The sequence below is a fragment of the Curvibacter sp. PAE-UM genome (assembly GCF_001432305.1).
Classification (GTDB): domain Bacteria; phylum Pseudomonadota; class Gammaproteobacteria; order Burkholderiales; family Burkholderiaceae_C; genus Hylemonella.
Window position 1 is genome coordinate 775,561 of sequence record NZ_KQ483358.1, and the last position, 19,958, is coordinate 795,518.

At 66.6% G+C, this 19,958-nt stretch carries 16 protein-coding genes; 10 read left to right on the forward strand and 6 right to left on the reverse strand.

Annotated features, from left to right (window positions below; all coding sequences use genetic code 11):
* Position 1 precedes the first annotated feature (1 nt).
* Both AO057_RS03845 and AO057_RS03850 read left to right on the forward strand, forming a co-directional pair.
* Positions 2-2,011 (forward strand): two-component system sensor histidine kinase NtrB, encoded by a 2,010-nt coding sequence (locus AO057_RS03845; RefSeq protein WP_057674390.1) that lies wholly within the window; start codon positions 2-4, stop codon positions 2,009-2,011.
* 9 nt (positions 2,012-2,020) lie between these two features.
* A complete protein-coding gene (locus AO057_RS03850; RefSeq protein WP_057674391.1) occupies positions 2,021-2,647 on the forward strand; it encodes a response regulator transcription factor in 627 nt (208 codons plus the stop codon).
* A gap of 21 nt (positions 2,648-2,668) precedes the next feature.
* On the opposite strand, the gene AO057_RS18000 is transcribed toward AO057_RS03850, so the two are convergent.
* The gene (locus AO057_RS18000) at positions 2,669-2,833 is read right to left on the reverse strand and encodes a hypothetical protein (RefSeq protein WP_168163342.1); all 165 of its coding nucleotides are present in this window, start codon (positions 2,831-2,833) and stop codon (positions 2,669-2,671) included.
* On the opposite strand from AO057_RS18000, the gene AO057_RS03855 reads away from it, so the two are divergent.
* A complete protein-coding gene (locus AO057_RS03855; protein WP_156404462.1) occupies positions 2,766-4,007 on the forward strand; it encodes a murein transglycosylase A in 1,242 nt (413 codons plus the stop codon). The two genes, AO057_RS18000 and AO057_RS03855, sit on opposite strands and share 68 nt — an antisense overlap.
* Before the next feature lie 6 nt (positions 4,008-4,013).
* Here the strand turns inward: AO057_RS03855 and AO057_RS03860 are convergent, their stop codons facing one another.
* A complete protein-coding gene (locus AO057_RS03860) occupies positions 4,014-4,664 on the reverse strand; it encodes a hypothetical protein (protein WP_057674393.1) in 651 nt (216 codons plus the stop codon).
* Entirely contained in the window at positions 4,661-5,188 is a 528-nt protein-coding gene (locus AO057_RS03865; RefSeq protein ID WP_057674394.1) for an Lrp/AsnC family transcriptional regulator, read from the reverse strand. Before AO057_RS03865 ends, AO057_RS03860 begins: the two co-directional genes overlap by 4 nt.
* A 133-nt stretch (positions 5,189-5,321) precedes the next feature.
* Between AO057_RS03865 and AO057_RS03870 the strand changes: the two genes are divergently transcribed.
* The 5 genes from AO057_RS03870 (at position 5,322) to AO057_RS03890 (ending at position 14,971) form a co-directional block, all read left to right on the forward strand.
* Positions 5,322-8,876: an indolepyruvate ferredoxin oxidoreductase family protein gene (locus AO057_RS03870; RefSeq protein ID WP_057674395.1), complete on the forward strand. Its 3,555-nt coding sequence runs from the start codon at positions 5,322-5,324 to the stop codon at positions 8,874-8,876.
* A 137-nt stretch (positions 8,877-9,013) separates the two neighbouring features.
* Positions 9,014-9,346, forward strand: a complete 333-nt coding sequence (yajC, locus tag AO057_RS03875) for a preprotein translocase subunit YajC (RefSeq protein WP_057674396.1) — start codon at positions 9,014-9,016, stop codon at positions 9,344-9,346.
* Between the two features lie 33 nt (positions 9,347-9,379).
* Positions 9,380-11,260: a protein translocase subunit SecD gene (gene secD / locus AO057_RS03880; protein ID WP_057674397.1), complete on the forward strand. Its 1,881-nt coding sequence runs from the start codon at positions 9,380-9,382 to the stop codon at positions 11,258-11,260.
* Between the two features lie 12 nt (positions 11,261-11,272).
* Positions 11,273-12,232: a protein translocase subunit SecF gene (gene secF, locus AO057_RS03885; protein ID WP_057674398.1), complete on the forward strand. Its 960-nt coding sequence runs from the start codon at positions 11,273-11,275 to the stop codon at positions 12,230-12,232.
* 18 nt (positions 12,233-12,250) lie between these two features.
* On the forward strand, positions 12,251-14,971 hold the full coding sequence (locus AO057_RS03890; RefSeq protein WP_057674399.1) for a DUF1631 family protein: 2,721 nt from the start codon (positions 12,251-12,253) through the stop codon (positions 14,969-14,971).
* A gap of 61 nt (positions 14,972-15,032) precedes the next feature.
* Here AO057_RS03890 and AO057_RS03895 read toward each other — a convergent pair whose 3' ends face one another.
* The 3 genes from AO057_RS03895 to AO057_RS03905 form a co-directional block, all read right to left on the reverse strand.
* Positions 15,033-15,530 (reverse strand): Smg family protein, encoded by a 498-nt coding sequence (locus tag AO057_RS03895; protein WP_057674400.1) that lies wholly within the window; start codon positions 15,528-15,530, stop codon positions 15,033-15,035.
* Between the two features lie 340 nt (positions 15,531-15,870).
* Complete coding sequence (gene dprA / locus AO057_RS03900) at positions 15,871-16,989, reverse strand: DNA-processing protein DprA (protein ID WP_057674401.1); 1,119 nt, start codon at positions 16,987-16,989, stop codon at positions 15,871-15,873.
* Positions 16,990-17,019: 30 nt separating this feature from the next.
* Positions 17,020-18,306, reverse strand: a complete 1,287-nt coding sequence (locus tag AO057_RS03905; RefSeq protein WP_057674402.1) for a LysM peptidoglycan-binding domain-containing protein — start codon at positions 18,304-18,306, stop codon at positions 17,020-17,022.
* Positions 18,307-18,491: 185 nt separating this feature from the next.
* Between AO057_RS03905 and def the strand changes: the two genes are divergently transcribed.
* Entirely contained in the window at positions 18,492-19,001 is a 510-nt protein-coding gene (gene def, locus AO057_RS03910; RefSeq protein WP_057674403.1) for a peptide deformylase, read from the forward strand.
* Positions 18,998-19,957, forward strand: a complete 960-nt coding sequence (fmt, locus tag AO057_RS03915; RefSeq protein ID WP_057674404.1) for a methionyl-tRNA formyltransferase — start codon at positions 18,998-19,000, stop codon at positions 19,955-19,957. The genes def and fmt overlap by 4 nt, the downstream gene beginning before the upstream one ends.
* Position 19,958 lies beyond the last annotated feature (1 nt).

Genomic DNA, 19,958 nt, shown 5'->3' on the forward strand with positions numbered 1-19,958 from the left:
CATGGCCCCGGTCGAATCCCGCAGGGAGCGCTGGCGCGCCCACGGGCGCCGCCGTGTGCTGTGGTCGGCGCTGGCGGCGCTGGTGGTGGCCCTGCTGGTCACGCTGGTGTGGCTGGCCGGACGCTACGAGGCCAGCCAGGTGCAGAGCCGGCTGGAGCGCGACGCCGCCGACGCGGTGGGTGATATCCGCTCGCGCCTGACGCGCAATCTGCAGAGCTTGCAGGCCCTGCAGTTCGGCGATCCCAAGCCGGTGGCCTGGACCGGCGAGGCCACGGCCTTGCTGCGCGAGCGACGCGAGTTGCTGCGCATCGAATGGCGCGACAGCCAGTTCGGGATCCTGGCCCAGGCCGGCACGCCCTACCGTCCGCCGGTGTTCGAACGACTGGGGCGCGACAGCGTGCAGTCCGAGGTGACGCAGGTCTGCAATGCCGCGCGCCGCATCAGCGGACCGGCCTATTCCACAAGCTATTTCGTGCCCCTGACCGACGGCCTGGGCATCGAGGTCATGGAGATGTGTCTGCCGCTGGCCAGTGCCGGTGTGGTCATGGGCTATCTGGTGGCCACCTATTCGCTGCAGGACCTGCTGGACGATCTGGCGCGCCAGCTCACCCGCAGCCAGGAGGTCGCCTTCACCGAAGGCGACGGCACCCGCCTGGCCATGCGCGGCACGGCACGCCGCACCAGCCGGGTGTTTTCGGCCCAGCATCTGCTGGACCTGCCCGGCACGACCCTGGTGCTGCGCATGGACAGCTGGCGTGGCGCGCCCGACCTCTTCCCCAATGTGCTGACGGCCCTGGTCACGGCGATGTCGATCGCGCTGGTCTCCATCCTGCTGCTGCTGGGCAAGGACATGCGCCGCCGTCTCAAGGCCGAGAGCGACCTGGCCGACGCGCTGGCCTTTCGCAAGGCCATGGAGGACTCGCTGGTGACCGGGCTGCGCGCCCGCGATCTGGAAGGCCGCATCACCTACGTCAACCCGGCCTTCTGCCAGATGGTGGGCTTCAGCGCCGAGGAGTTGATGGGACAGAGTGCCAATGCCCCCTATTGGCCCCCCGAACTGGCTGACGAGTACAAGAAACGCCAGGATATCCGGCTGGCCGGCAATGTGCCGCCGCGCGAAGGCTTCGAGTCGGTCTTCATGCACAAGGACGGCACGCGTTTTCCCGTGCTCATCATCGAGGCGCCGCTGATCAACGCCCATGGCGTGCAGACCGGCTGGATGAGTGCCTTCCTCGACATCCGCGAGCAGCGCCGCATCGAGGAGCTGTCGCGCGCCAGCCAGGACCGCCTGCAGGCCACCGCCCGCCTGGCCATGGTGGGCGAGATGGCGTCGCTGCTCAGCCACGAGCTCAACCAGCCGCTGGCGGCCATCGCGAGTTACGCCACGGGCACGCGCAACCTGCTTCAGCAGGGGGCGCATACCCTGGCCGACGTCGATCTGGCCATGCACCGTATTGCCGAGCAGGCCGAGCGTGCCGGCAAGGTCATCAAGAGCGTTCACGATTTCGTGCGCCGGCGCGACCAGGCGCGTGAGGTCGTCGCGCCCCAGGCCCTGTTCGACGCCATCCTGCCGCTGGTCAACCTGCAGGCGCGCAAGCTGGGCGTTCAGGTGCAGCTGCGCCTGGATCCCGGTCTGCCGCAGGTGCTGTGCGACCGCACCATGGTCGAGCAGGTGCTGCTCAACCTGGCGCGTAACGGCATGCAGGCCATGGACCGGCCCGAGATCCGCCGGCGTGTGCTGCAGCTCGGTGTGCAACGCGTGACGGCCGATCCGCGCTGGATCGAATTCTCGGTGACCGATGTCGGGCCGGGTATCGCGCCCGAAGTGGCGCAGCAGCTGTTCACACCCTTTTTCACCACCAAGGCCGAGGGCATGGGGCTGGGCCTGAGCCTGTGCCGCACCGTGATCGAGCAGCACGGCGGCACGCTCGCCTTCGGGCCGAACGCGCCGCAGGGCACGGTGTTCACTTTCACCCTGCCGGCGGGTCAGTCGCAGGCGCAACTACCGTAACATCACGCCATGCAACCTGTAATCGACGCCGCCGTATACATCGTGGACGATGACGCCAGCGTGCGCGAGGCGCTGGCCTGGCTGCTGCGCTCGCGGCGCCTGGGCAGCCAGGCCTTTGACAGTGCCGAGGCCTTTCTCGAGATCATCGAGGGCGCGCACCTGCCGCCGCGCCCGGCCTGCCTGCTGCTGGATGTGCGCATGCCCGGCATGAGCGGGCTGGCCCTGTTCGAGCGTCTGGTGGAGCGTGGCTTGCACCAGGCCCTGCCGGTGATCTTTCTCACCGGGCACGCCGACGTGCCCACGGCGGTGAGCGCCGTCAAGCGCGGTGCCTTCGACTTCTGTGAGAAGCCGTTTTCCGACAATGCGCTGGTGGACCGCGTCGAGCAGGCGCTGGCCCAGTCGGCCACCATCGTGCAGGCCCAGCAGGTGCGTGCGCGCCTGCGCCAGCGCCTGGGCGAGCTGACCGACCGCGAACGTGCCGTGATGCAGCTGGTGATCGAGGGCCTGCCCAACAAGCGCATCGCCGACCAGCTCGATATCAGCGTGCGCACGGTGGAAGTGCATCGCGCGCGCGTGTTCGACAAGATGGAAGTCAAGTCGGCCGTCGAACTGGCCAATCTGCTGCGCGAGTTCTGAACCCCCTTTTCAGGGGGGGCTTCAGTCCGGCCGTTCCGGCTCACGTGCCGGGGGCCGGGTGGGGTCTTCGCCGCCCTGTTCGGGCTGGGAGAGTTCGCCTTTTTTACGGCCCGAGAACATGGTCCACCACACGATCAGCACCAGCAAAAGCAGGGCCGCCAGGGCTTCGAGGAAAATCAGCAGCATGAAACGACTCCAACGACTTTATTTTGTCTTCAATTTTCTCATTGTAGGAACGCTGGCCGGCTGCGGCGGCGTTCCGGTTGGCGAGATGGCCCCGGAGTCGGGGAGCCCGCAGATCGCGGTGGAGCAGCCCACTACCCCAGCGTCGAAATTGTCCTTCCCCAGCCAGCCCGCCAGCAACGCCGTGCTGCAGCAGGCGCGCAGCCGCTGGATACCGGTGGGCTGGGCCGAGTTGCCCGGCCTGGGTGAGGATCCCCTGGGGGAAGCCTGGTCCGCCTGGGCGCGTAGCTGCGAGCGGCCTGGCCCTGCCTTCGCATCCCTGTGCGCCGATGTGCGGCGCCTGGGCCAGGGCAGTGACGAGGAGCGGCGCAGCTGGATGCTGGAGCGTCTGCAGCCCTACCGTGTCGAGACTTTCCAGAGCGAGCCGGTGGGTTTGCTGACCGGGTATTACGAGCCGGTGGTGGAGGCCTCGCGTCTGCCCACGGCCAGCCATACCGTGCCCCTTTACGGGACGCCGGCCCAGCTGCACCTGCGTAAGCCCTGGTACAGCCGCCAGGAGATCGACACCCTGCCCGAAGCCCAGGCCGCGCTCAAGGGCCGCGAGATCGCCTGGCTGGCCGACCCGGTCGCCGCGCTCAATCTCCAGATCCAGGGCTCCGGCCGTCTGCTGGTGACCGAACCAGACGGCCGCCAGCGCATGGTGCGTCTGGGTTATGCCGGCACCAATGATCAGCCATACCGCAGCGTGGGGGGCTGGCTGCTCTCGCGCCGCGAGGTGCGGGACGCTTCCTGGCCGTCCATCCGCAACTGGGTGGCGCAGAACCCGGGGCGTGTGCAGGAGATGCTGTGGAGCAACCCGCGTGTGACCTTCTTCCGCGAGCAGCCCCTGCCCGAGAGCGAGACCGCCGTGGGCCCGCGCGGCGCGCAGGGCGTGCCGCTGACAGCCGGCCGCTCCATCGCGGTGGATCCCGGCAGCATTCCCTATGGCACACCGGTCTGGCTGGCCTCGGCCGGTCCGCAGCTGCAGTTGCAGCGCCTGGTGCTGGCGCAGGACACGGGCAGCGCCATCACGGGCGCGGTGCGCGCCGACTACTTCGTGGGCACGGGCCCCGAGGCTTCCTTGATTGCCGGGCGGCTCAAGCAGCCCTTGCGTCTGTGGGTGCTCTGGCCGCGTTGAACGGCTTCAGCGCACGCTGACGCGCACCAGCACCCGCAGGGACTGGCGGCTGCTGCGGGTGTCGCGTCCGCCGCCGCCCAGGCCCGCGGCGCCTTGCCGGTTGTCCTGCACGTCCTCGCTGTCGGCCACCGTCATCCATTCATCGAGGGGCAGCAGCAGCGTGGTGGAGGTGCTGGCGCCCTGGGCAAAGGGCTGGCGGCCCTGGGTGGCGGCCAGCTCCAGATAGACCGAGTCGCCGCCTTCCCAGACCGGGGTGGCCGTGAAGCCGGTGCCCGCCTGCAGCCACACGGTACCGGGCACGCTCCTGCGCACGCCCCCCTGCGTGACGAGCTGGCGCAGGCGCAGCGGCACGTTCAGGCCCAGCACGATGGCCGCGGGCCGGCCGTTGAGCACCAGCACCTGCTGCTGCGCGCTGCCGCGTCGATCCTGCTGGCGACTCTGCGCATCAATGGACACCCGGGCCTCGGTGCTGCCGGGCTGGACGCGCGCAGCCACTTCGCCGGCCACGCGCTCGCGCGAGCTGCTTTCCCCATCGTCCTGGCGCACCTCGATCAGCAGATTGCGCAGCGGTAGCGGGGCGACCACCCCGGTGGTCTGGGCCTGCAGCAGGGCCGGCAGGCCCAGCAGGGCGAGGATCAAAAGGCGGCGGTGTTTCATCGGGATCTCCGGCGGGTCTTGACGGCAGGGGCTTGCGGTTTCGGTGGGGGTGCCTGCAGATGGCCCAGGGGCAGTGTAGGGCTGGCCTTGACTTCGCCCAGCGAGAAGCTGGTGTGCAGGTCTTTCACGTTGGGCAGGTTGATCAGGCGCTGCAAGGCGAAGCGCGAGAAGCTGTCCAGGTCCTGCGCCACCACCTGCAGCTCAAAGGTGCCGGTGCCGCTGATGTAGTGGCAGGCCACCACCTCGGGCAGGGCGCGCACCGCTTCTTCCAGCACGCGCGTGGCGTCGCCGGTGTTGCGCTCGGCGTCCAGGCGCACAAAGGCCAGCACGCCCAGGCCGATCTTGTGGCGGTCGATCTCGGCGTGGTAGCCCTTGATGTAACCCTGCTGCTCCAGCGTGCGCACGCGGCGCCAGCAGGGCGCCGGCGACAGGCCCACGCGGCTGGCCAGCTCGGCGTTGGTGAGACGGGCGTTGGCTTGCAATTCGCTCAGGATGGCCAGGTCAAACTTGTCGAGTGTTTCCATTTATGGGATTCTTGCGCAACATCCTTTCAAAAACCAGCATTTCAGTGGCAAAGAAAGCAAAGACCTATCCGGGCGACCGTCATACACTGACCCGCATACAAAAACAGGCCCAGCGCCCGGAGACAAGCCGCCCATGAATGCCCCCCTGCCCGAATCCATCCGCCAGGCGCTGGAGACCGTCACCCTGGACGACAAGTACACGCTGGACCACGGCCGCGCCTTCATGAGCGGGGTCCAGGCCCTGGTCAAGCTGCCCATGCTGCAGCGCCTGCGCGACCAGCAGGCCGGCAAGAACACGGCGGGTTTCATCAGCGGTTACCGCGGCTCGCCCCTGGGCAGCTACGACCAGGCCCTGTGGAAGGCCGCGCCGCACCTGAAGGCGCAGAACATCGTGTTCCAGCCCGGTGTCAACGAGGAACTGGCCGCCACGGCGCTGTGGGGCACACAGCAGCTGGGCTTTGCGCCGCCGGGCACCAACAAATTCGACGGCGTGTTCGGCATCTGGTACGGCAAGGGCCCGGGGGTGGACCGGACCTCCGACGTTTTCAAGCACGCCAACAACGCCGGCACCACGCCCTGGGGCGGTGTGATTGCGGTGGCCGGGGACGACCACGTGGCCAAGAGCTCCACGGCCGCGCACCAGAGCGACCACATCTTCAAGGCCTGCGGCCTGCCGGTGTTCTTCCCGGCCTCGGTGCAGGAGATCCTGGACCTCGGCATCCATGCCTTTGCCATGAGCCGTTACGCTGGCGTCTGGGCCGGCATGAAGACCATCCAGGAGATCGTCGAGTCCAGCGCCTCGGCCATGATCGACCCGGAGCGCGTGCAGATCCGGCTGCCCACCGATTTCCAGATGCCGCCCGGTGGCCTGCACATCCGCTGGCCCGACCACGCGCTGGAGCAGGAAGACCGGCTGTTCCACCACAAGTGGTACGCGGCCCTGGCCTATATTCGCGCCAACCGCCTGAACCACAACGTCATCGAAGGCCCGAACGACCGTTTCGGCCTGATCGCCAGCGGCAAGGCCTACAACGACACACGCCAGGCCCTGCTGGACCTGGGCCTGGACGACACCACCTGCCGCCAGCTGGGCATCCGCCTGCACAAGGTGGCCGTGGTCTGGCCACTGGAGGCGCAAAGCGCGCGCGACTTCGCCACCGGCCTGCAGGAAATCCTGGTGGTGGAAGAAAAGCGCCAGCTCATCGAGTACCAGCTCAAGGAAGAGCTTTACAACTGGCGCGACGATGTGCGCCCCAACATCCTGGGCAAGTTCAACGAGGGCGACCGCGCCGGGGGCGAATGGTCGCAGGCCAACCCGTCCAGCAACGAGCTGCTGCGTGCCAATGCCGACCTGACGCCGGCCATGATCGCGCGTGCCATCGCCGGGCGCTTGAAGAAGCAGGGCATCCTGCCTGCCAGCAGTGACATCGCAGCACGCGTCGACGCGCAACTCGCCGTGCTGGATGCCAAGGAGCGCGCCATGCAGGCCCTGGTGCTGGGGGGGCCGGCCGCCGAGCGCCAGCCCTGGTTCTGCTCGGGCTGCCCGCACAACACCAGCACACGCGTGCCCGAGGGTTCGCGGGCCCTGGCCGGCATCGGCTGCCATTTCATGGCCACCTGGATGGACCGCAACACCATCGGTTTCACGCAGATGGGCGGCGAGGGTGTGCCCTGGGTGGGTCAGCAGCCTTTCAGCACGGAAGGCCACGTGTTCGCCAACCTCGGCGACGGCACCTACTTTCACAGCGGCATCCTGGCCATCCGCCAGAGCATCGCGGCCGGCGTCAACATCACCTACAAGATCCTCTACAACGATGCCGTGGCCATGACGGGTGGTCAGCAGGTCGGTGAACGGCCCGAAGGCCATAGCGTGATCCAGATCGCGCAGAGCATGCGGGCCGAGGGCGCGCGCAAGATCACCATCGTCACCGATGAGCCGGAGAAATATGAAGGGGTGCAGGGCCGGCCGGCCGGCATCGCCATTGAGCACCGCGACGAGCTGGACCGCATCCAGCGCGAGTTCCGCGAGCTTCAGGGTTGCACGGTCATCATCTACGACCAGACCTGCGCCACCGAGAAGCGCCGCCGCCGCAAGCGCGGCACCCTGGTGACACCCGCCAAACGGGTCGTCATCAACGAACTGGTCTGCGAGGGTTGCGGCGACTGTGGCCAGCAGAGCAACTGCCTCTCGGTGGAGCCGCTGGAGACCGAGTTCGGCCGCAAGCGCACCATCAACCAGAGCACGTGCAACCAGGATTTTTCCTGTCTCAAGGGCTTTTGTCCCAGCTTCGTGACGGTCGAGGGTGGGCAGCTCAAGAAGAAGGCCAAGGGCCAGGCGAACTCCCCCTATGCTCTGGGCGCCCTGCCCGAGCCGGTGTTGCCTGTGGCTGCCACGGCCTATGGCATCGTGGTGGCGGGTGTGGGCGGCACGGGCGTCATCACCATCGGCCAGTTGCTGGGCATGGCTGCGCATATCGAAGGAAAAGGCATCGTGACGCAGGACGCGGCGGGCCTGGCGCAAAAGGGCGGTGCCACCTGGAGCCATGTGCTGATGGCCGACACGCCCGAGGAGATCCGCACCACCCGCGTGGGCATGGCGGCGGCCGACCTGATCCTGGGCTGCGACCCCATCGTGACGGCCAGCAAGGAGACCACCCTGCGCATGCGCGAGGGGCGCACGCGCGTGGCGCTCAATGGCCACAGCGCGCCGACTGCAGCTTTCGTGAAAAACGCCAACTGGCAGAACCCGGCCGAGCGCTGCGTGGCTGGCATCACCGCGGCCGTGGGCGTGGGCGGCCTGGGACTGTTCGACGCCGACGCCGTGGCCACCCGGCTCATGGGCGACTCGATTTTTGTGAACCCCATGCTGCTGGGATACGCCTGGCAGAAGGGCTGGATCCCGCTGGGGCATGAATCGCTGCTGCGTGCCATCGAACTCAATGCGGTGGCGGTGGAAGCGAACAAGGCGGCTTTTGCCTGGGGCCGCCAGGCGGCGCACGACTGGGCGCGCGTGCAAGCGCTGCTGACACCAGCGCAAACCCTGCAGTTCCAGCCGCGCGAGACGGTGGACGGCCTGGTGGCGCGGCGGGTCGAGTTCCTGCGTGCTTATCAAAACGAGGCCTACGCGCAAACCTACCGGGCCTTTGTGTCCCGGGTGCAGGCCGTCGAAAATCGGCTGGGCAAGACCGGGCTGAGCGAGGCTGTGGCCCGTTATCTGTTCAAACTCATGGCCTACAAGGACGAGTACGAGGTGGCGCGCCTGCACAGCGATACCGCTTTCCTCGCACGGGTCAATGGCATGTTCGAAGGTGAGTACAAGCTCCACTACCACCTGGCGCCACCGCTGCTGGCCAGGAAGAATGCCAGGGGCGAGCTGCTCAAACGGCCCTATGGGCCCGCGATGGGGATGGCTTTCCGCCTGCTGGCGCGCCTGAAGGGTTTGCGGGGCACGGCCCTCGATCCTTTTGGCCGGACCGAGGAGCGCCGCACCGAGCGGGCCCTGATCGTCGAATACCGTGCCTGCATCGAGGAACTGCTGGCCGGCCTGGGCGTGGCGAACCATGCGGCGGCCGTCGAGATCGCGCGTCTGCCCGAGCAGATCCGCGGCTACGGGCACGTCAAGGCGCTGCATCTGGCGGCCATCCGTCCCCTGTGGGATGAACGCATGGCAGCCTGGCGGGCCGCCTAATCCGGACAGCGTTGCGGGGCTTGAAATCCGCATACCCCGGCCCCGTACAATGGGCGGCCGCCTGTTCCGGGGTGCCTGCCGTGCACTCCTGGATGTCGGCGTGTCCCGATTTTTGAACCCCTGATGTGGAGTAAGCCGTGTTTATTTCTTCCGCTTTTGCCCAGACCGCCCCCGCAGCCGCTGCCGGTGGTGACATCCAGTCCTCGCTGATGAGCATGCTGCCCATCGTGCTGATGTTCGTGGTGCTGTACTTCATCATGATCCGTCCGCAGATGAAGAAGCAGAAAGAGCACCGTGCCATGGTCGAAGCCCTGGCCAAGGGTGACGAGGTGGTGACTGCCGGCGGCCTGCTGGGCCGGGTGAACAGCCTGAACGAGAACTTCGTCGGCGTGGAAATTGCTAACGGTGTGGAAGTGCAGCTGCAGCGCCAGGCCATCGTGCAGGTGCTGCCCAAGGGCACGATGAAGTAAGAGACTCTCCAGCCACGCAGACGCGAGCGAACAATGAACCGTTATCCGGTATGGAAGTACGCGATCATCGTGATCGCGCTGCTGGTGGGGGCGATCTACACCGCCCCGAATTTCTTTGGCGAGGCGCCCGCCGTCCAGATCTCGGCGGCCAAGACGGCTCTCAAGGTCGATCCCGCCACGCAGTCGCGGGTGGAAGCGGCGTTGCAGGAAGCCGGTATCCGCCCCGAGGCCATCAGCCTGGAGGTCGGGTCCCTGCGCGTGCGGCTGGATTCCACCGATACGCAGCTCAAGGCCAAGGACGCGATCCAGCGCGCGCTGGTCAGGGATGCAGCCGATCCCGACTACATCGTGGCGCTCAATCTGCTGCCGCGTACGCCGGGCTGGCTGTCCGCGCTGCATGCGGCACCCATGTACTTGGGCCTGGACCTGCGCGGCGGCGTGCATTTCATGTTGCAGGTCGACATGCAGGCCGCACTGAGCAAGAAGGCTGAATCACTGGCGGGCGACCTGCGCACCGTCTTGCGTGAGAAGAATGTGCGCCACGGCGGCATCAGCCGCAACGGCCAGGCCATCGAGTTGCGCCTGCGGGACGCGGCCACGCTGGCCGCCGCCAAGCGTGTGCTGCTGGAGCAGTTCGCCGACCTGCAGACCACGGAAACACAGGAAGGCAGCGACTTCAAACTGAGCGCCACCATCAAGCCCCAGGCCGCGCGCCTGGTGCAGGAGCAGGCCCTCAAGCAGAACATCACCACGCTGCACAACCGGATCAACGAACTCGGCGTGGCCGAGCCGGTGATCCAGCAGCAGGGCCTGGACCGCATCGTCGTGCAGCTGCCCGGCGTGCAGGACACGGCCAAGGCCAAGGACATCCTGGGCCGCACCGCCACGCTGGAAGTGCGCATGGTGGACGAAAGTGTCGAAGGTCGCTCTGCCGAGGCCGGCTCCGGCCCGGTGCCGTTTGGCACCGAGCGCTATCCGGACCGCAGCGGCCAGGCCGTGATCGTCAAGAAACAGGTGGTGCTGACCGGCGACAACCTGACCGACGCCCAGCCCGGCTTCGACAGCCAGACCCAGGAACCCACCGTCAACCTGTCGCTGGACGCCAAGGGCTCGCGCATCTTCAAGGATGTGACGCGCGAGAACGTCGGCAAACGCATGGCCATCATCCTGTTCGAAAAGGGCAAGGGCGAAGTGGTCACGGCGCCGGTGATCCGCACCGAAATCGGCGGTGGCCGGGTGCAGATCTCCGGCCGCATGACTTCCACGGAGGCGGCCGACACCGCCTTGCTGCTGCGCGCCGGCGCGCTCGCCGCACCCATGGAGATCATCGAGGAACGCACCATCGGCCCGAGCCTGGGGGCCGAGAACATCGACAAGGGTTTTGCCAGCGTGACCTGGGGCTTCCTGGCGGTGGCGACCTTCATGTGCGTCTATTACATGCTGTTCGGCGTGATCTCCAGCGTGGCGTTGGGCATCAACCTGCTGCTGCTGGTGGCCGTGCTGTCCATGCTACAGGCCACCCTGACGCTGCCGGGCATGGCGGCCATGGCCCTGGTGCTGGGCATGGCCATCGACGCCAACGTGCTGATCAACGAGCGGGTGCGCGAAGAGCTCAGAGGCGGCGCCTCGCCGCAGGCCGCCATCCATACCGGCTACGACCGTGCCTGGGCCACCATCCTGGACTCCAACGTCACCACCCTGATCGCCGGCCTGGCCCTGCTGGCTTTCGGCTCAGGGCCGGTGCGGGGGTTTGCCGTGGTGCACTGCCTGGGCATCCTGACCAGCATGTTCTCGGCGGTTTTCTTCTCCCGCGGCTTGGTGAATTTGTGGTACGGTAGCCGTAAAAAGCTCAGGACCGTTTCGATCGGGACGGTCTGGCGGCCCGACGGGCAAGTCCCGGCCAAAGTGGATTGAGGGAAGAAGAATATGGAGTTTTTTAAGATCCGGCGCGACATTCCGTTCATGCGGCACGCGCTGGTGCTCAACATCATCTCGCTGCTGACATTCCTGGCAGCCGTCTTCTTTCTCTTTTCGCGAGGCCTGCACCTGTCGGTGGAATTCACCGGGGGCACGCTGATGGAAGTCAGCTATTCCCAGCCGGCTGATCTGGAGGCCGTGCGCGGGGCCATTGCCAAGCTGGGTTACAGCGACGTGCAGGTGCAGAACTTCGGCACCGCCCGCGATGTGCTGATCCGCATGCCTGCGGCCAAGGGCGTGAGTTCGGGTCAGCAAAGCGAGCAGGTGCTGGCCACCCTCAAGACGCTGGACGCCAGTGCGACCTTGCGCCGCAGCGAGTTCGTCGGCCCGCAGGTGGGCGACGAACTCGCCGTGGACGGGTTGATGGCCCTGGCCTTCGTCGTGGGCGGCATCATGATCTATCTGGCGCTGCGCTTCGAGTGGAAGTTCGCGGTGGCGGCCATCATTGCCAATCTGCACGACGTCATCATCATCCTGGGCTTCTTCGCCTTCTTCCAGTGGGAGTTTTCGCTGCCCGTGCTGGCGGCCGTGCTGGCCGTGCTGGGGTATTCGGTCAACGAGTCGGTGGTGATCTTCGACCGCATCCGCGAAAACTTCCGCCGCCTGCGCAAGCTGGACACCGAGGCGATTATCGACAACGCCATCACCTCCACCATCAGCCGCACCATCATCACGCACGGCAGCACGCAATTGATGGTGCTGTCCATGCTGCTGTTCGGCGGCCCGACGTTGCACTACTTTGCGCTCGCGCTGACCATCGGCATCCTGTTCGGCATCTATTCCTCGGTCTTCGTGGCTGCCGCCATCGCCATGTGGTTGGGCGTGAAACGTGAAGACCTGATCAAGGGCGGCGGCGGCAAGCGCGGCGAGACCGATCCCAACGACCCCAACGCGGGCGCTGTCGTCTGAGCCAGAGGGAACAGCAAGATGGCGACCCAGCTCTCCTACATGCAGCGTATGCAGTTGGCGGAGAAGACGCGCCAGCGCTTTCTTGGCGACGTGGAGAAGATTCTGGTCGATTTGTCGGGGCTGGTCCAGGATCGGCTGACCACGCTGCTCAACGAAAAGGGCACGACCCGGGACATGCAGAACCGGCGTGACGCCTGGATGCTGTACCAGAAGCAGCGCGGGCCCTGGATCGACAGCACCATGAAGGTCTGGCAGGCGTCGCTCAAGTCCCCGGCCGGCAAGAAAACCGAGAAGAAAGAGGAACTCGGTCTGCCGGGTGACGGCGGACTGTCCCTGATGGGCACCGATGCGGTCGAGGACAAGATCATCTCCTCGCGCCTGGTGCTGGCGGTAGTGGAAAAGATGAGCGGCGAGCTCGATGATCTGCGCGTGCGCATCAAGACGCTGGAAAGCCGCGACGACCTCGAAGGCCACGACATTCTGCGTCCCGAAGTCCTGATCCTGCTGATGATCGAACAGTGGACCACCTGCGGCATGCCGCGCGAGTCCTGGGTCATGGTCAACGATGTGGTGCAGAAGCAGCTCATTGAAAAGCTCAAGGCTGCGTACGCCAATGGCAACGAATTCCTGATCCAGCAGGGCGTGATGCCCACGATCGATCTCAAGGACCGCGTCAAGCGCGCCGCGGTCGGACGGCGGCCACCATCGGCTGGCGGTGGCGGACCCGATTCGGTTCTGCCCGACTCGCAGTTCCATGGCGATGCGGGCGGTGGTGACGCGGCCTGGGGCGGTTCGACCGGGGCTTATGGACCGGCGTCCGGATATCCTGGACAGCCGGTGTCGGCGCCGACACCTTTGGGCGGCATGCCGATGGCGCGCGCACCTGGGGCGCCAGCGCCAGGGCCAGGGCCAGCAGCTTATCCCGGGCATCCCGGTCGCGTGGGGGGCATGCCCCCCGGCGCTCCGCAGGCAGGCTATCCGGGTCAGCCTGCGATGCCGCCGGGTAATGGGCCTGCCGGGCGCAGTGCGGGCAATCTTTTTGGCGGCCGTCTGGGTTGGGACGATGCACAGGGCCCGCTGACGCCGGGCCGGTTGGCACCCGTTCTGCCCGCCGGCGCTGCTGTTCCTCCGGGAATGGGGCAGACCCCGGCACAGATGCAGCATGCGCTGGCAGCGCAGGGCACACCCTCCAATTTCGGCGGCGCTCATGAAGAAACGCGTCTGATGACGCAGACCACCCCGCTGGCGCGCACGCGTAGCCGCGCCCAGGGTATGTTTGGTCAGCTCAAGCGCCTGCTCGTCGGGCAGGGCGGCGGTGATTTCACGGCGACTTCGGCACAGCCCCCTTCGCCGGCCCTGGCCGCAGCCATGGCCGAACGTCCGCAGTATTACGGCGGTGGCGGTGGTGGTGGCGGCACGGTCTACGAGGATTACAGCCCGGCCGGCGTGGTCAAGGTGGCCGACAAGCTGCGCGAAAAGACCGACGAGCTCAAGAAAAAAGCCGAGACCAAGAGCGAAAAGGCCATCATCGAAATGGTGGCGCTGATGTTCCAGGCGATCCTGGCCGAAGAGCGGATCCCTACAACGATCCGGGTCTGGTTCGCCCGGCTGCAGATGCCGGTGCTGCGTGTGGCGCTGGCCGAGCCCGAGTTCTTCGGCACGCTGAACCATCCGGCGCGCCAGCTGATCGACCGCATGGGATCCTGCGTCATGGGTTTCGAAGCGAGCAGCATCACAGGTGGCGCACTCGAAGCCGAGATCAAGCGCATCGTGCAGGTCATCGAGCAGTATCCCGAAACCGGCAAGCGTGTCTTCCAGATCGTCTATGACGAATTCCAGAAGTTCCTGGCCAAGTTCCTGACGGGCAAGGAAAAAACGCAGAAGGTCGTGAGCGTTGCGCAGCAGGTCGAGCAGAAGGAGACGCTGGCGATCCAGTACACCATCGAGCTGCGCAACATGCTCAAGGACATCCCGGTGCGCGACGAAATCCGCACTTTCCTGTACAAGGTCTGGGCCGAGGTGCTGGCGGTGTCCGCCGTGCGCAAGGGCCCCAAGGACACCGAGACCGTGGCCATGAAGAAGGCCGCCGCCGATCTGGTCTGGTCAGCCAGTGCCAAACCCAACCGCAATGACCGCGCGCGTGTCATCCAGGACCTGCCGCAGCTGCTGCAGCGCCTGCGCGCTGGCATGAGCCTGCTGGGCATGTCGCAGACCGACCAGGATGCGCACATCAAGATCGTCAGCGATACCATGGCCGACGCCTTCATGTCCAAGACCCAGGCCATCCCGCAGGCGCAGATCGATGCCATGACGCAGCGCCTGGCCAACCTGGAAGACTTCGTCAGCGAGGACGGGCTGGGCGACCTGCCGCTGGATGCCGAGAGCATCGAGATGATGCTGGGCATCGACGCCTCCACCATCGACGTGGTGACCAACGGCGGCTCCAAGCCGACCCCGGCCATGGTGGCCTGGGCGCAGGAGCTGCAACTGGGCGCGTGGTTCACACTGGACCACAACGGCAAGGTCAACCAGGTGCAGTTCGTCTGGCGCAGCGACCGCAAGCATCTGAACCTGTTTGCCTCCAGCGATGGCCACAGCTACCTGATCCAGGCCGGCCGCCTGGCGGCCTATCTGCAGGCCGGCCTGCTGCTGCCGCAGGAAGAGGAGACGCTGACCGTGCGTGCCACGCGCGAAGCGTTAACCCGGTTGGAAGCCCATCCGGAGCGACTGCTCACCTAAAACAAAAGGCCCCGCGCGGGGCCTTTTGTTTTGGCGATGACTGAGCCGGCGCTTGCCAGCGTCAGTGTGCGATGCGTTCGGCGCTGTCGTCGTAGAGCTCGTCGAGCACCAGCGTGTCGGGCTCCTCGCCGAAACTCCAGTAAACCATCAGGATGATGATCTTCAGATCGTCCAGGGCCATCGGCTCGCCCGACACCGCCATGGCGCGGTCAAGGATGACCTCGCGCATGGGCGGGGGCAGCACGCCGGCCGATTCGAGGAAGGTGATGAAGCCCAGGCATTCGGCGCCCAGATGGTTCTGCTCGGCGACCGAATACACGCGCATGCTGTCCGTTGCAGGGAAACTGGGCAGCGTGGTGTCGGGGCGGGTGGTCGGGGCCGCATCCAGCCAGAGGGTGCTCTGGGCGGCCAGGTTCAGGCCGTCGAGCCAGAGCAGCGCATCGCGGATCTCGTCGGCGTCGAAGCCGATGGCGTTGAGCTTGCGTTCGAGCTGGGGCAGTTCGGGACAGGCATCGCCGCGCCAGTAGTTTTCGTACACATACACAAGCACTTCGAACATGGCTTCAATATAGCGCAGAAAGCGCCGGGGCAAGCCTCGAATTTACGGGTGTTGCCGGTGCTGTTGCGTCTAAGAGTCTGTTCACGATCTGGAAGGGGCCGCGCAGGTGTCTTTTCGGGATGGGATGCAAGGCGCGGTGCGCAGCACATAGTCCACTATGGGCAAGCATCGCAACGCCGCAGACCGCCCGAAAAGACGCCTGCCCTGCGGGGTGGGGCGAAATCGGGCGATTTGCCCACCCAACCCCTTGCATGGGCCACCAGCCCATGCCGCGGGTCTGGTCGAGCAACTCATCCCGATTGCGTCCCAACGCGACCCCTTCCAGATCGTGAACAGACTCTCAGGCACGCACCAGGCGCTGCAGCAGGCCGCCGGGCAGGCGAGCCACCTGACCATCGAGTTCCAGCGCCATCAGGCGGGCTTGCAGGGGCGCAATGTCGAGGCCCGTGCGGGCCTGCAACGCATCCAGGCTGACCGGGTCCAGCCCCATGGCCTGCAAGACGCCATCCTCAGTCGCATCATGGTGGTGGGCTGCAAGTTCGGGCAGGGCAGACCCGCCAGGAAACTCCTCCAGGATGTCCTGCGCCGATTCGACCAGCTTGGCGCCCTGGCGGATCAGGGCATGGCAACCGTGCGATTGCGTGGCATGGATGGAGCCAGGTATGGCGAAGACGTCCTTGCCCTGCTCGGCGGCGAGCCGGGCTGTGATCAGCGAACCGGACTGCAGGGCCGCCTCCACCACCAGGGTGGCGCTGGAGAGGCCGGCGATCAGGCGGTTGCGGCGTGGGAAATTGGCCGCCAGCGGCGGTGTGCCCAGCGGATATTCACTGATCAGCAGGCCGTGTTCGCAGATGCGGTGTGCCAGGTCACGGTGGCCCTTGGGATAGACCCGGTCCAGGCCGGTGCCGACCACGGCCACGGTGGCTAGCCGATCCGGCGCCTGGGCATGGCCGGCCAACGCCCCTTCATGCGCCGCGCCATCGACGCCCAGCGCCAGCCCGGAGACGATGGTCAGGCCCGCCTGGCCCAGGGCCTGCGCGAACTGGCGGGCATTCAGGGCGCCCTGCGGCGTCGGGTTGCGGCTACCGACCATGGCCAGGCTGCGGCTGGTGTCCAAGGGCAGGTCCAGCCGGCCCATCAGGTAGAGCAGCAGGGGCGGGTCTTCGATGTTCAGCAGGGAGACCGGATACCGCGCATCACCCAGCGCTACGAGCGCGCGTGTCTGCGGCGCCTCCTGCAGCCAGGCCCAGGTGCTGTCGAGCAAGGCCGGCAGATCTTCGGGTGTTTCCTGCAGGGCCTGGGCCTGAGAGGGCCTGAGCAATTGCTGCAGCGCGGCCGGGTCTTGCTCGAAGATGAGGGCGGGCAGGCCCAAGGCTGCGAGCAAGCGGCGTGCGCTGTCGTTGCCGATGCCTGGCGTGAGGATCAGGCGCAGCCAGGCGCCCAGTTCATCACGCTCCATGGCTACACACGCCGCCGGTGTTCGTCGTCCTTATTGCGGCGAAGCCAGGCGGTCGCCGACCCGCACGCTGTCGGTGACGTCCAGGATCAGGGCGTAGGACAGCTTCTCGTAGGTGCGGAACACCATCATCAGGCCGTTGCGCTCGTTGGGCAGCTTGATCAGCGTACGGGCCGGGTCGGTCTTGTCGACCAACTGCTGGCCGTCCTTGAGGATGGCCAGCACATGGCCGCTTTCCATGCCGTCGCGCTTGCCGCGGTTGATGACCACCACCTGGTTCTGCGAGGCGTTGGCCACGGCGCTGCTGCCGTAGATCGAGACGATGCGGCCGCTGACAGCCGCCGCCGGGGCCCGCGGCGTGAAGCTGAGGAACTCGCGCTCGGGTTCGGGCGCCATGCGGTCGCCGACCAGCATCTCGCTTTTCGCCGACAGGATGTCGATGGTGGCCGGCACCAGGGCGGTGCTGGTCTTGCCGGTGGTCGAGGAGATCTCGGTGCTGCCTTCGCCGCGTGCCAGCGCCGCCTTGCCCAGGAACTCGGCCTCGTAGCCCAGGATTTCGCCGGTGTCCGGGTCCTTGAGCGGTTTGGCATTGCGGAAGATCCGGTACTGCTTGAGCTTCTGCTGGTCGTCCACCAGGGGCGCACTGGCGGGCCCGCGCGCGTAGACGCGGTCGCCGCGACCCATGATGACGCGATTCTCGCCGGCGGCCACGATGCGCGGCGCGGTCTGCAACTCGGATTCCTCGACGATCAAGGGCTCGGCCAGGAAGGCTTCGATATCACGCGTTTGCAGCGTGGTCAGGGGACTGCGCGCCTCTTCGGAGCGGATGCGCGGCGACAGGCGTACGGTCTCGATACCGCTGGCGCCATCGCGGCCAGTGCTCACGGCCACAGAACCACTGTCGCTGCCGGCGACGGCGACGCTGCCTTCGGTGCCAGGCGCGGTACCCGTCAGGCGGGCGCGGCCGTCGCGTTTGTCCAGGTAGAGGGTCTGTCCCGGATAGATCAGGTGCGGGTTGAGGATTTCCTCCAGGTTCATGCCCCAGAGTTCGGGCCAGCGCCAGGGACTGCGCAGGAACAGCTTGGAGATGGCCCACAGCGTGTCGCCGGACTTGATGACGTAGCTGTCAGGCGCGTCGGGCACCAGTTCGGACAGCGGTACGCCGGCCTCCGCCACTTTTTTCGCGGTCGCGGATTGCTCGGACGTGACCGGGTAGTTGGGGAATTTCTGGCTCCAGGCGGGCTGGGCCAGCAGGCCACACAGGCCCAGGGCCGTGATTGTGGAAATTCGGGCGCTGACCCCCATCCTGCTATGCGTCATGTCTTGCTGTTTCACGTTGCCCCCGGCTAGCTCCGGACGCGGGCTAACCGCCCGCTGCCCCCGGAAAACTTAATAAATCACGCACGATTCTGCGCCCAAGCCCTTGATTGGGCAATGTTTTCTGAACTTTGTTGCAAACTCGCCGGCCAAAAGTGGCGAAAATAGCGACATCGACGAGCTTTTTTATGGCACTGCTACCCATCCTTACTTTTCCCGATCCACGCCTGCACAAGGTGGCCAAGCCCGTACAGGTCGTGGACGCGCGCATCAGGCAATTGATCGCTGACATGTTCGAAACCATGCACGAAGCCAGCGGCATTGGCCTGGCCGCGACCCAGGTCGACGTGCATGAGCGGCTGATCGTGATCGACGCCTCCGAGGGGCGCGACCAGCCCCTTGTGCTGATCAATCCCGAGATCGTCTGGGCCAGTCCGGAAAAGAAGGTCAATGACGAGGGTTGCCTGTCCGTGCCTGGCATCTACGACGGCGTCGAGCGCCATGAGCGCGTGCACGTGCGCGCGCTCGACGGCGAAGGCAAGGAGCGCGTGATCGAGGCCGATGGCCTGCTGGCGGTGTGCATCCAGCACGAGATGGATCATTTGCTGGGCAAGGTCTTCGTGGAGTACCTGTCGCCGCTCAAGCGCAACCGCATCAAGACCAAGATGCTCAAGGCCCAGCGCGAGGAGCGGCATTGAGGCTGGTTTATGCGGGCACGCCCGAGTTCGCGCGGGTGGCGCTGGAGCGGCTGCACGCCGCCGGTTTCGAGATCCCGCTCGTCCTGACCCAGCCCGACCGGCCCGCTGGTCGCGGCATGAAACTGCAGGCCTCGCCGGTCAAGCAGTTCGCGTTGGCACATGGCATGGCCGTGGCCCAGCCGCACGGCTTGCGTCTGGAGGGCAAGTACCCCGAGGAAGCGGCTGCGGCGCGCGCGGCGATCGAGGCCGCCCGGGCGGACGTGATGGTCGTCGCGGCCTATGGCCTGATCCTGCCGCAGTGGCTGCTCGATGCCTTCCCGCACGGTTGTCTCAACATCCACGCCTCCCTGCTGCCGCGCTGGCGCGGCGCCGCGCCCATCCACCGCGCGATCGAGGCCGGAGACTCCGAGACCGGCGTCACCATCATGCAGATGGACGCGGGGCTGGACACGGGCGACATGCTGCTGGTGGAGAGTCTGCCCATCACGGCGAACGACACCACGGCCAGCCTGCATGACAAGCTGGCGGTTCTGGGCGGCCGTCTGATCGTCGAGACGCTGGAGCAGGCCGCCTGTGGCGGCCTGCATCCCGTGCCGCAGCCGGCCGAGGGCGTGACGTACGCGCACAAGATCGAGAAGCAGGAAGCCGCCGTCGACTGGCGCCTGCCCGCGACGGTCATCGAGCGCCGCATCCGCGCTTTCAATCCTTTCCCCGGTGCGGCAACGCTCTGGCACGGGGAGCCGATCAAGCTCTGGCAGGGCCATGTCGAGGAAGATCGAAGCAGTGATCAGACGCCGGGCTCGGTGCTGGCGGCCGGCCCAGACGGCATCACCGTGTTATGTGGCCAGGGCGTGCTGCGCCTGACGGAGTTGCAGCGCGCTGGCGGCAAGCGCCTGCCGGCGGCGGATTTCCTGCGTGGGTTTGATGTGCCTGTGGGCGCAGCGCTGGGCACCTGAG

Excerpts from the sequence above, each read along its gene's own strand:
- AO057_RS03850 (WP_057674391.1), top strand. The coding sequence starts at position 2,021 with ATGCAACCTGTAATCGACGCCGCCGTATACATCGTGGACGATGACGCC.
- AO057_RS03865 (WP_057674394.1), bottom strand. The coding sequence starts at position 5,188 with ATGGAAACACTCGACAAGTTTGACCTGGCCATCCTGAGCGAATTGCAA.
- AO057_RS03870 (WP_057674395.1), top strand. The coding sequence starts at position 5,322 with ATGAATGCCCCCCTGCCCGAATCCATCCGCCAGGCGCTGGAGACCGTC.
- def (WP_057674403.1), top strand. The coding sequence starts at position 18,492 with ATGGCACTGCTACCCATCCTTACTTTTCCCGATCCACGCCTGCACAAG.
- AO057_RS03905 (WP_057674402.1), bottom strand. The coding sequence starts at position 18,306 with ATGACGCATAGCAGGATGGGGGTCAGCGCCCGAATTTCCACAATCACG.
- secD (WP_057674397.1), top strand. The coding sequence starts at position 9,380 with ATGAACCGTTATCCGGTATGGAAGTACGCGATCATCGTGATCGCGCTG.
- AO057_RS03895 (WP_057674400.1), bottom strand. The coding sequence starts at position 15,530 with ATGTTCGAAGTGCTTGTGTATGTGTACGAAAACTACTGGCGCGGCGAT.
- dprA (WP_057674401.1), bottom strand. The coding sequence starts at position 16,989 with ATGGAGCGTGATGAACTGGGCGCCTGGCTGCGCCTGATCCTCACGCCA.
- AO057_RS18000 (WP_168163342.1), bottom strand. The coding sequence starts at position 2,833 with ATGCTGCTGATTTTCCTCGAAGCCCTGGCGGCCCTGCTTTTGCTGGTG.
- secF (WP_057674398.1), top strand. The coding sequence starts at position 11,273 with ATGGAGTTTTTTAAGATCCGGCGCGACATTCCGTTCATGCGGCACGCG.
- AO057_RS03855 (WP_156404462.1), top strand. The coding sequence starts at position 2,766 with ATGGTCCACCACACGATCAGCACCAGCAAAAGCAGGGCCGCCAGGGCT.
- AO057_RS03890 (WP_057674399.1), top strand. The coding sequence starts at position 12,251 with ATGGCGACCCAGCTCTCCTACATGCAGCGTATGCAGTTGGCGGAGAAG.
- AO057_RS03845 (WP_057674390.1), top strand. The coding sequence starts at position 2 with ATGGCCCCGGTCGAATCCCGCAGGGAGCGCTGGCGCGCCCACGGGCGC.
- AO057_RS03860 (WP_057674393.1), bottom strand. The coding sequence starts at position 4,664 with ATGAAACACCGCCGCCTTTTGATCCTCGCCCTGCTGGGCCTGCCGGCC.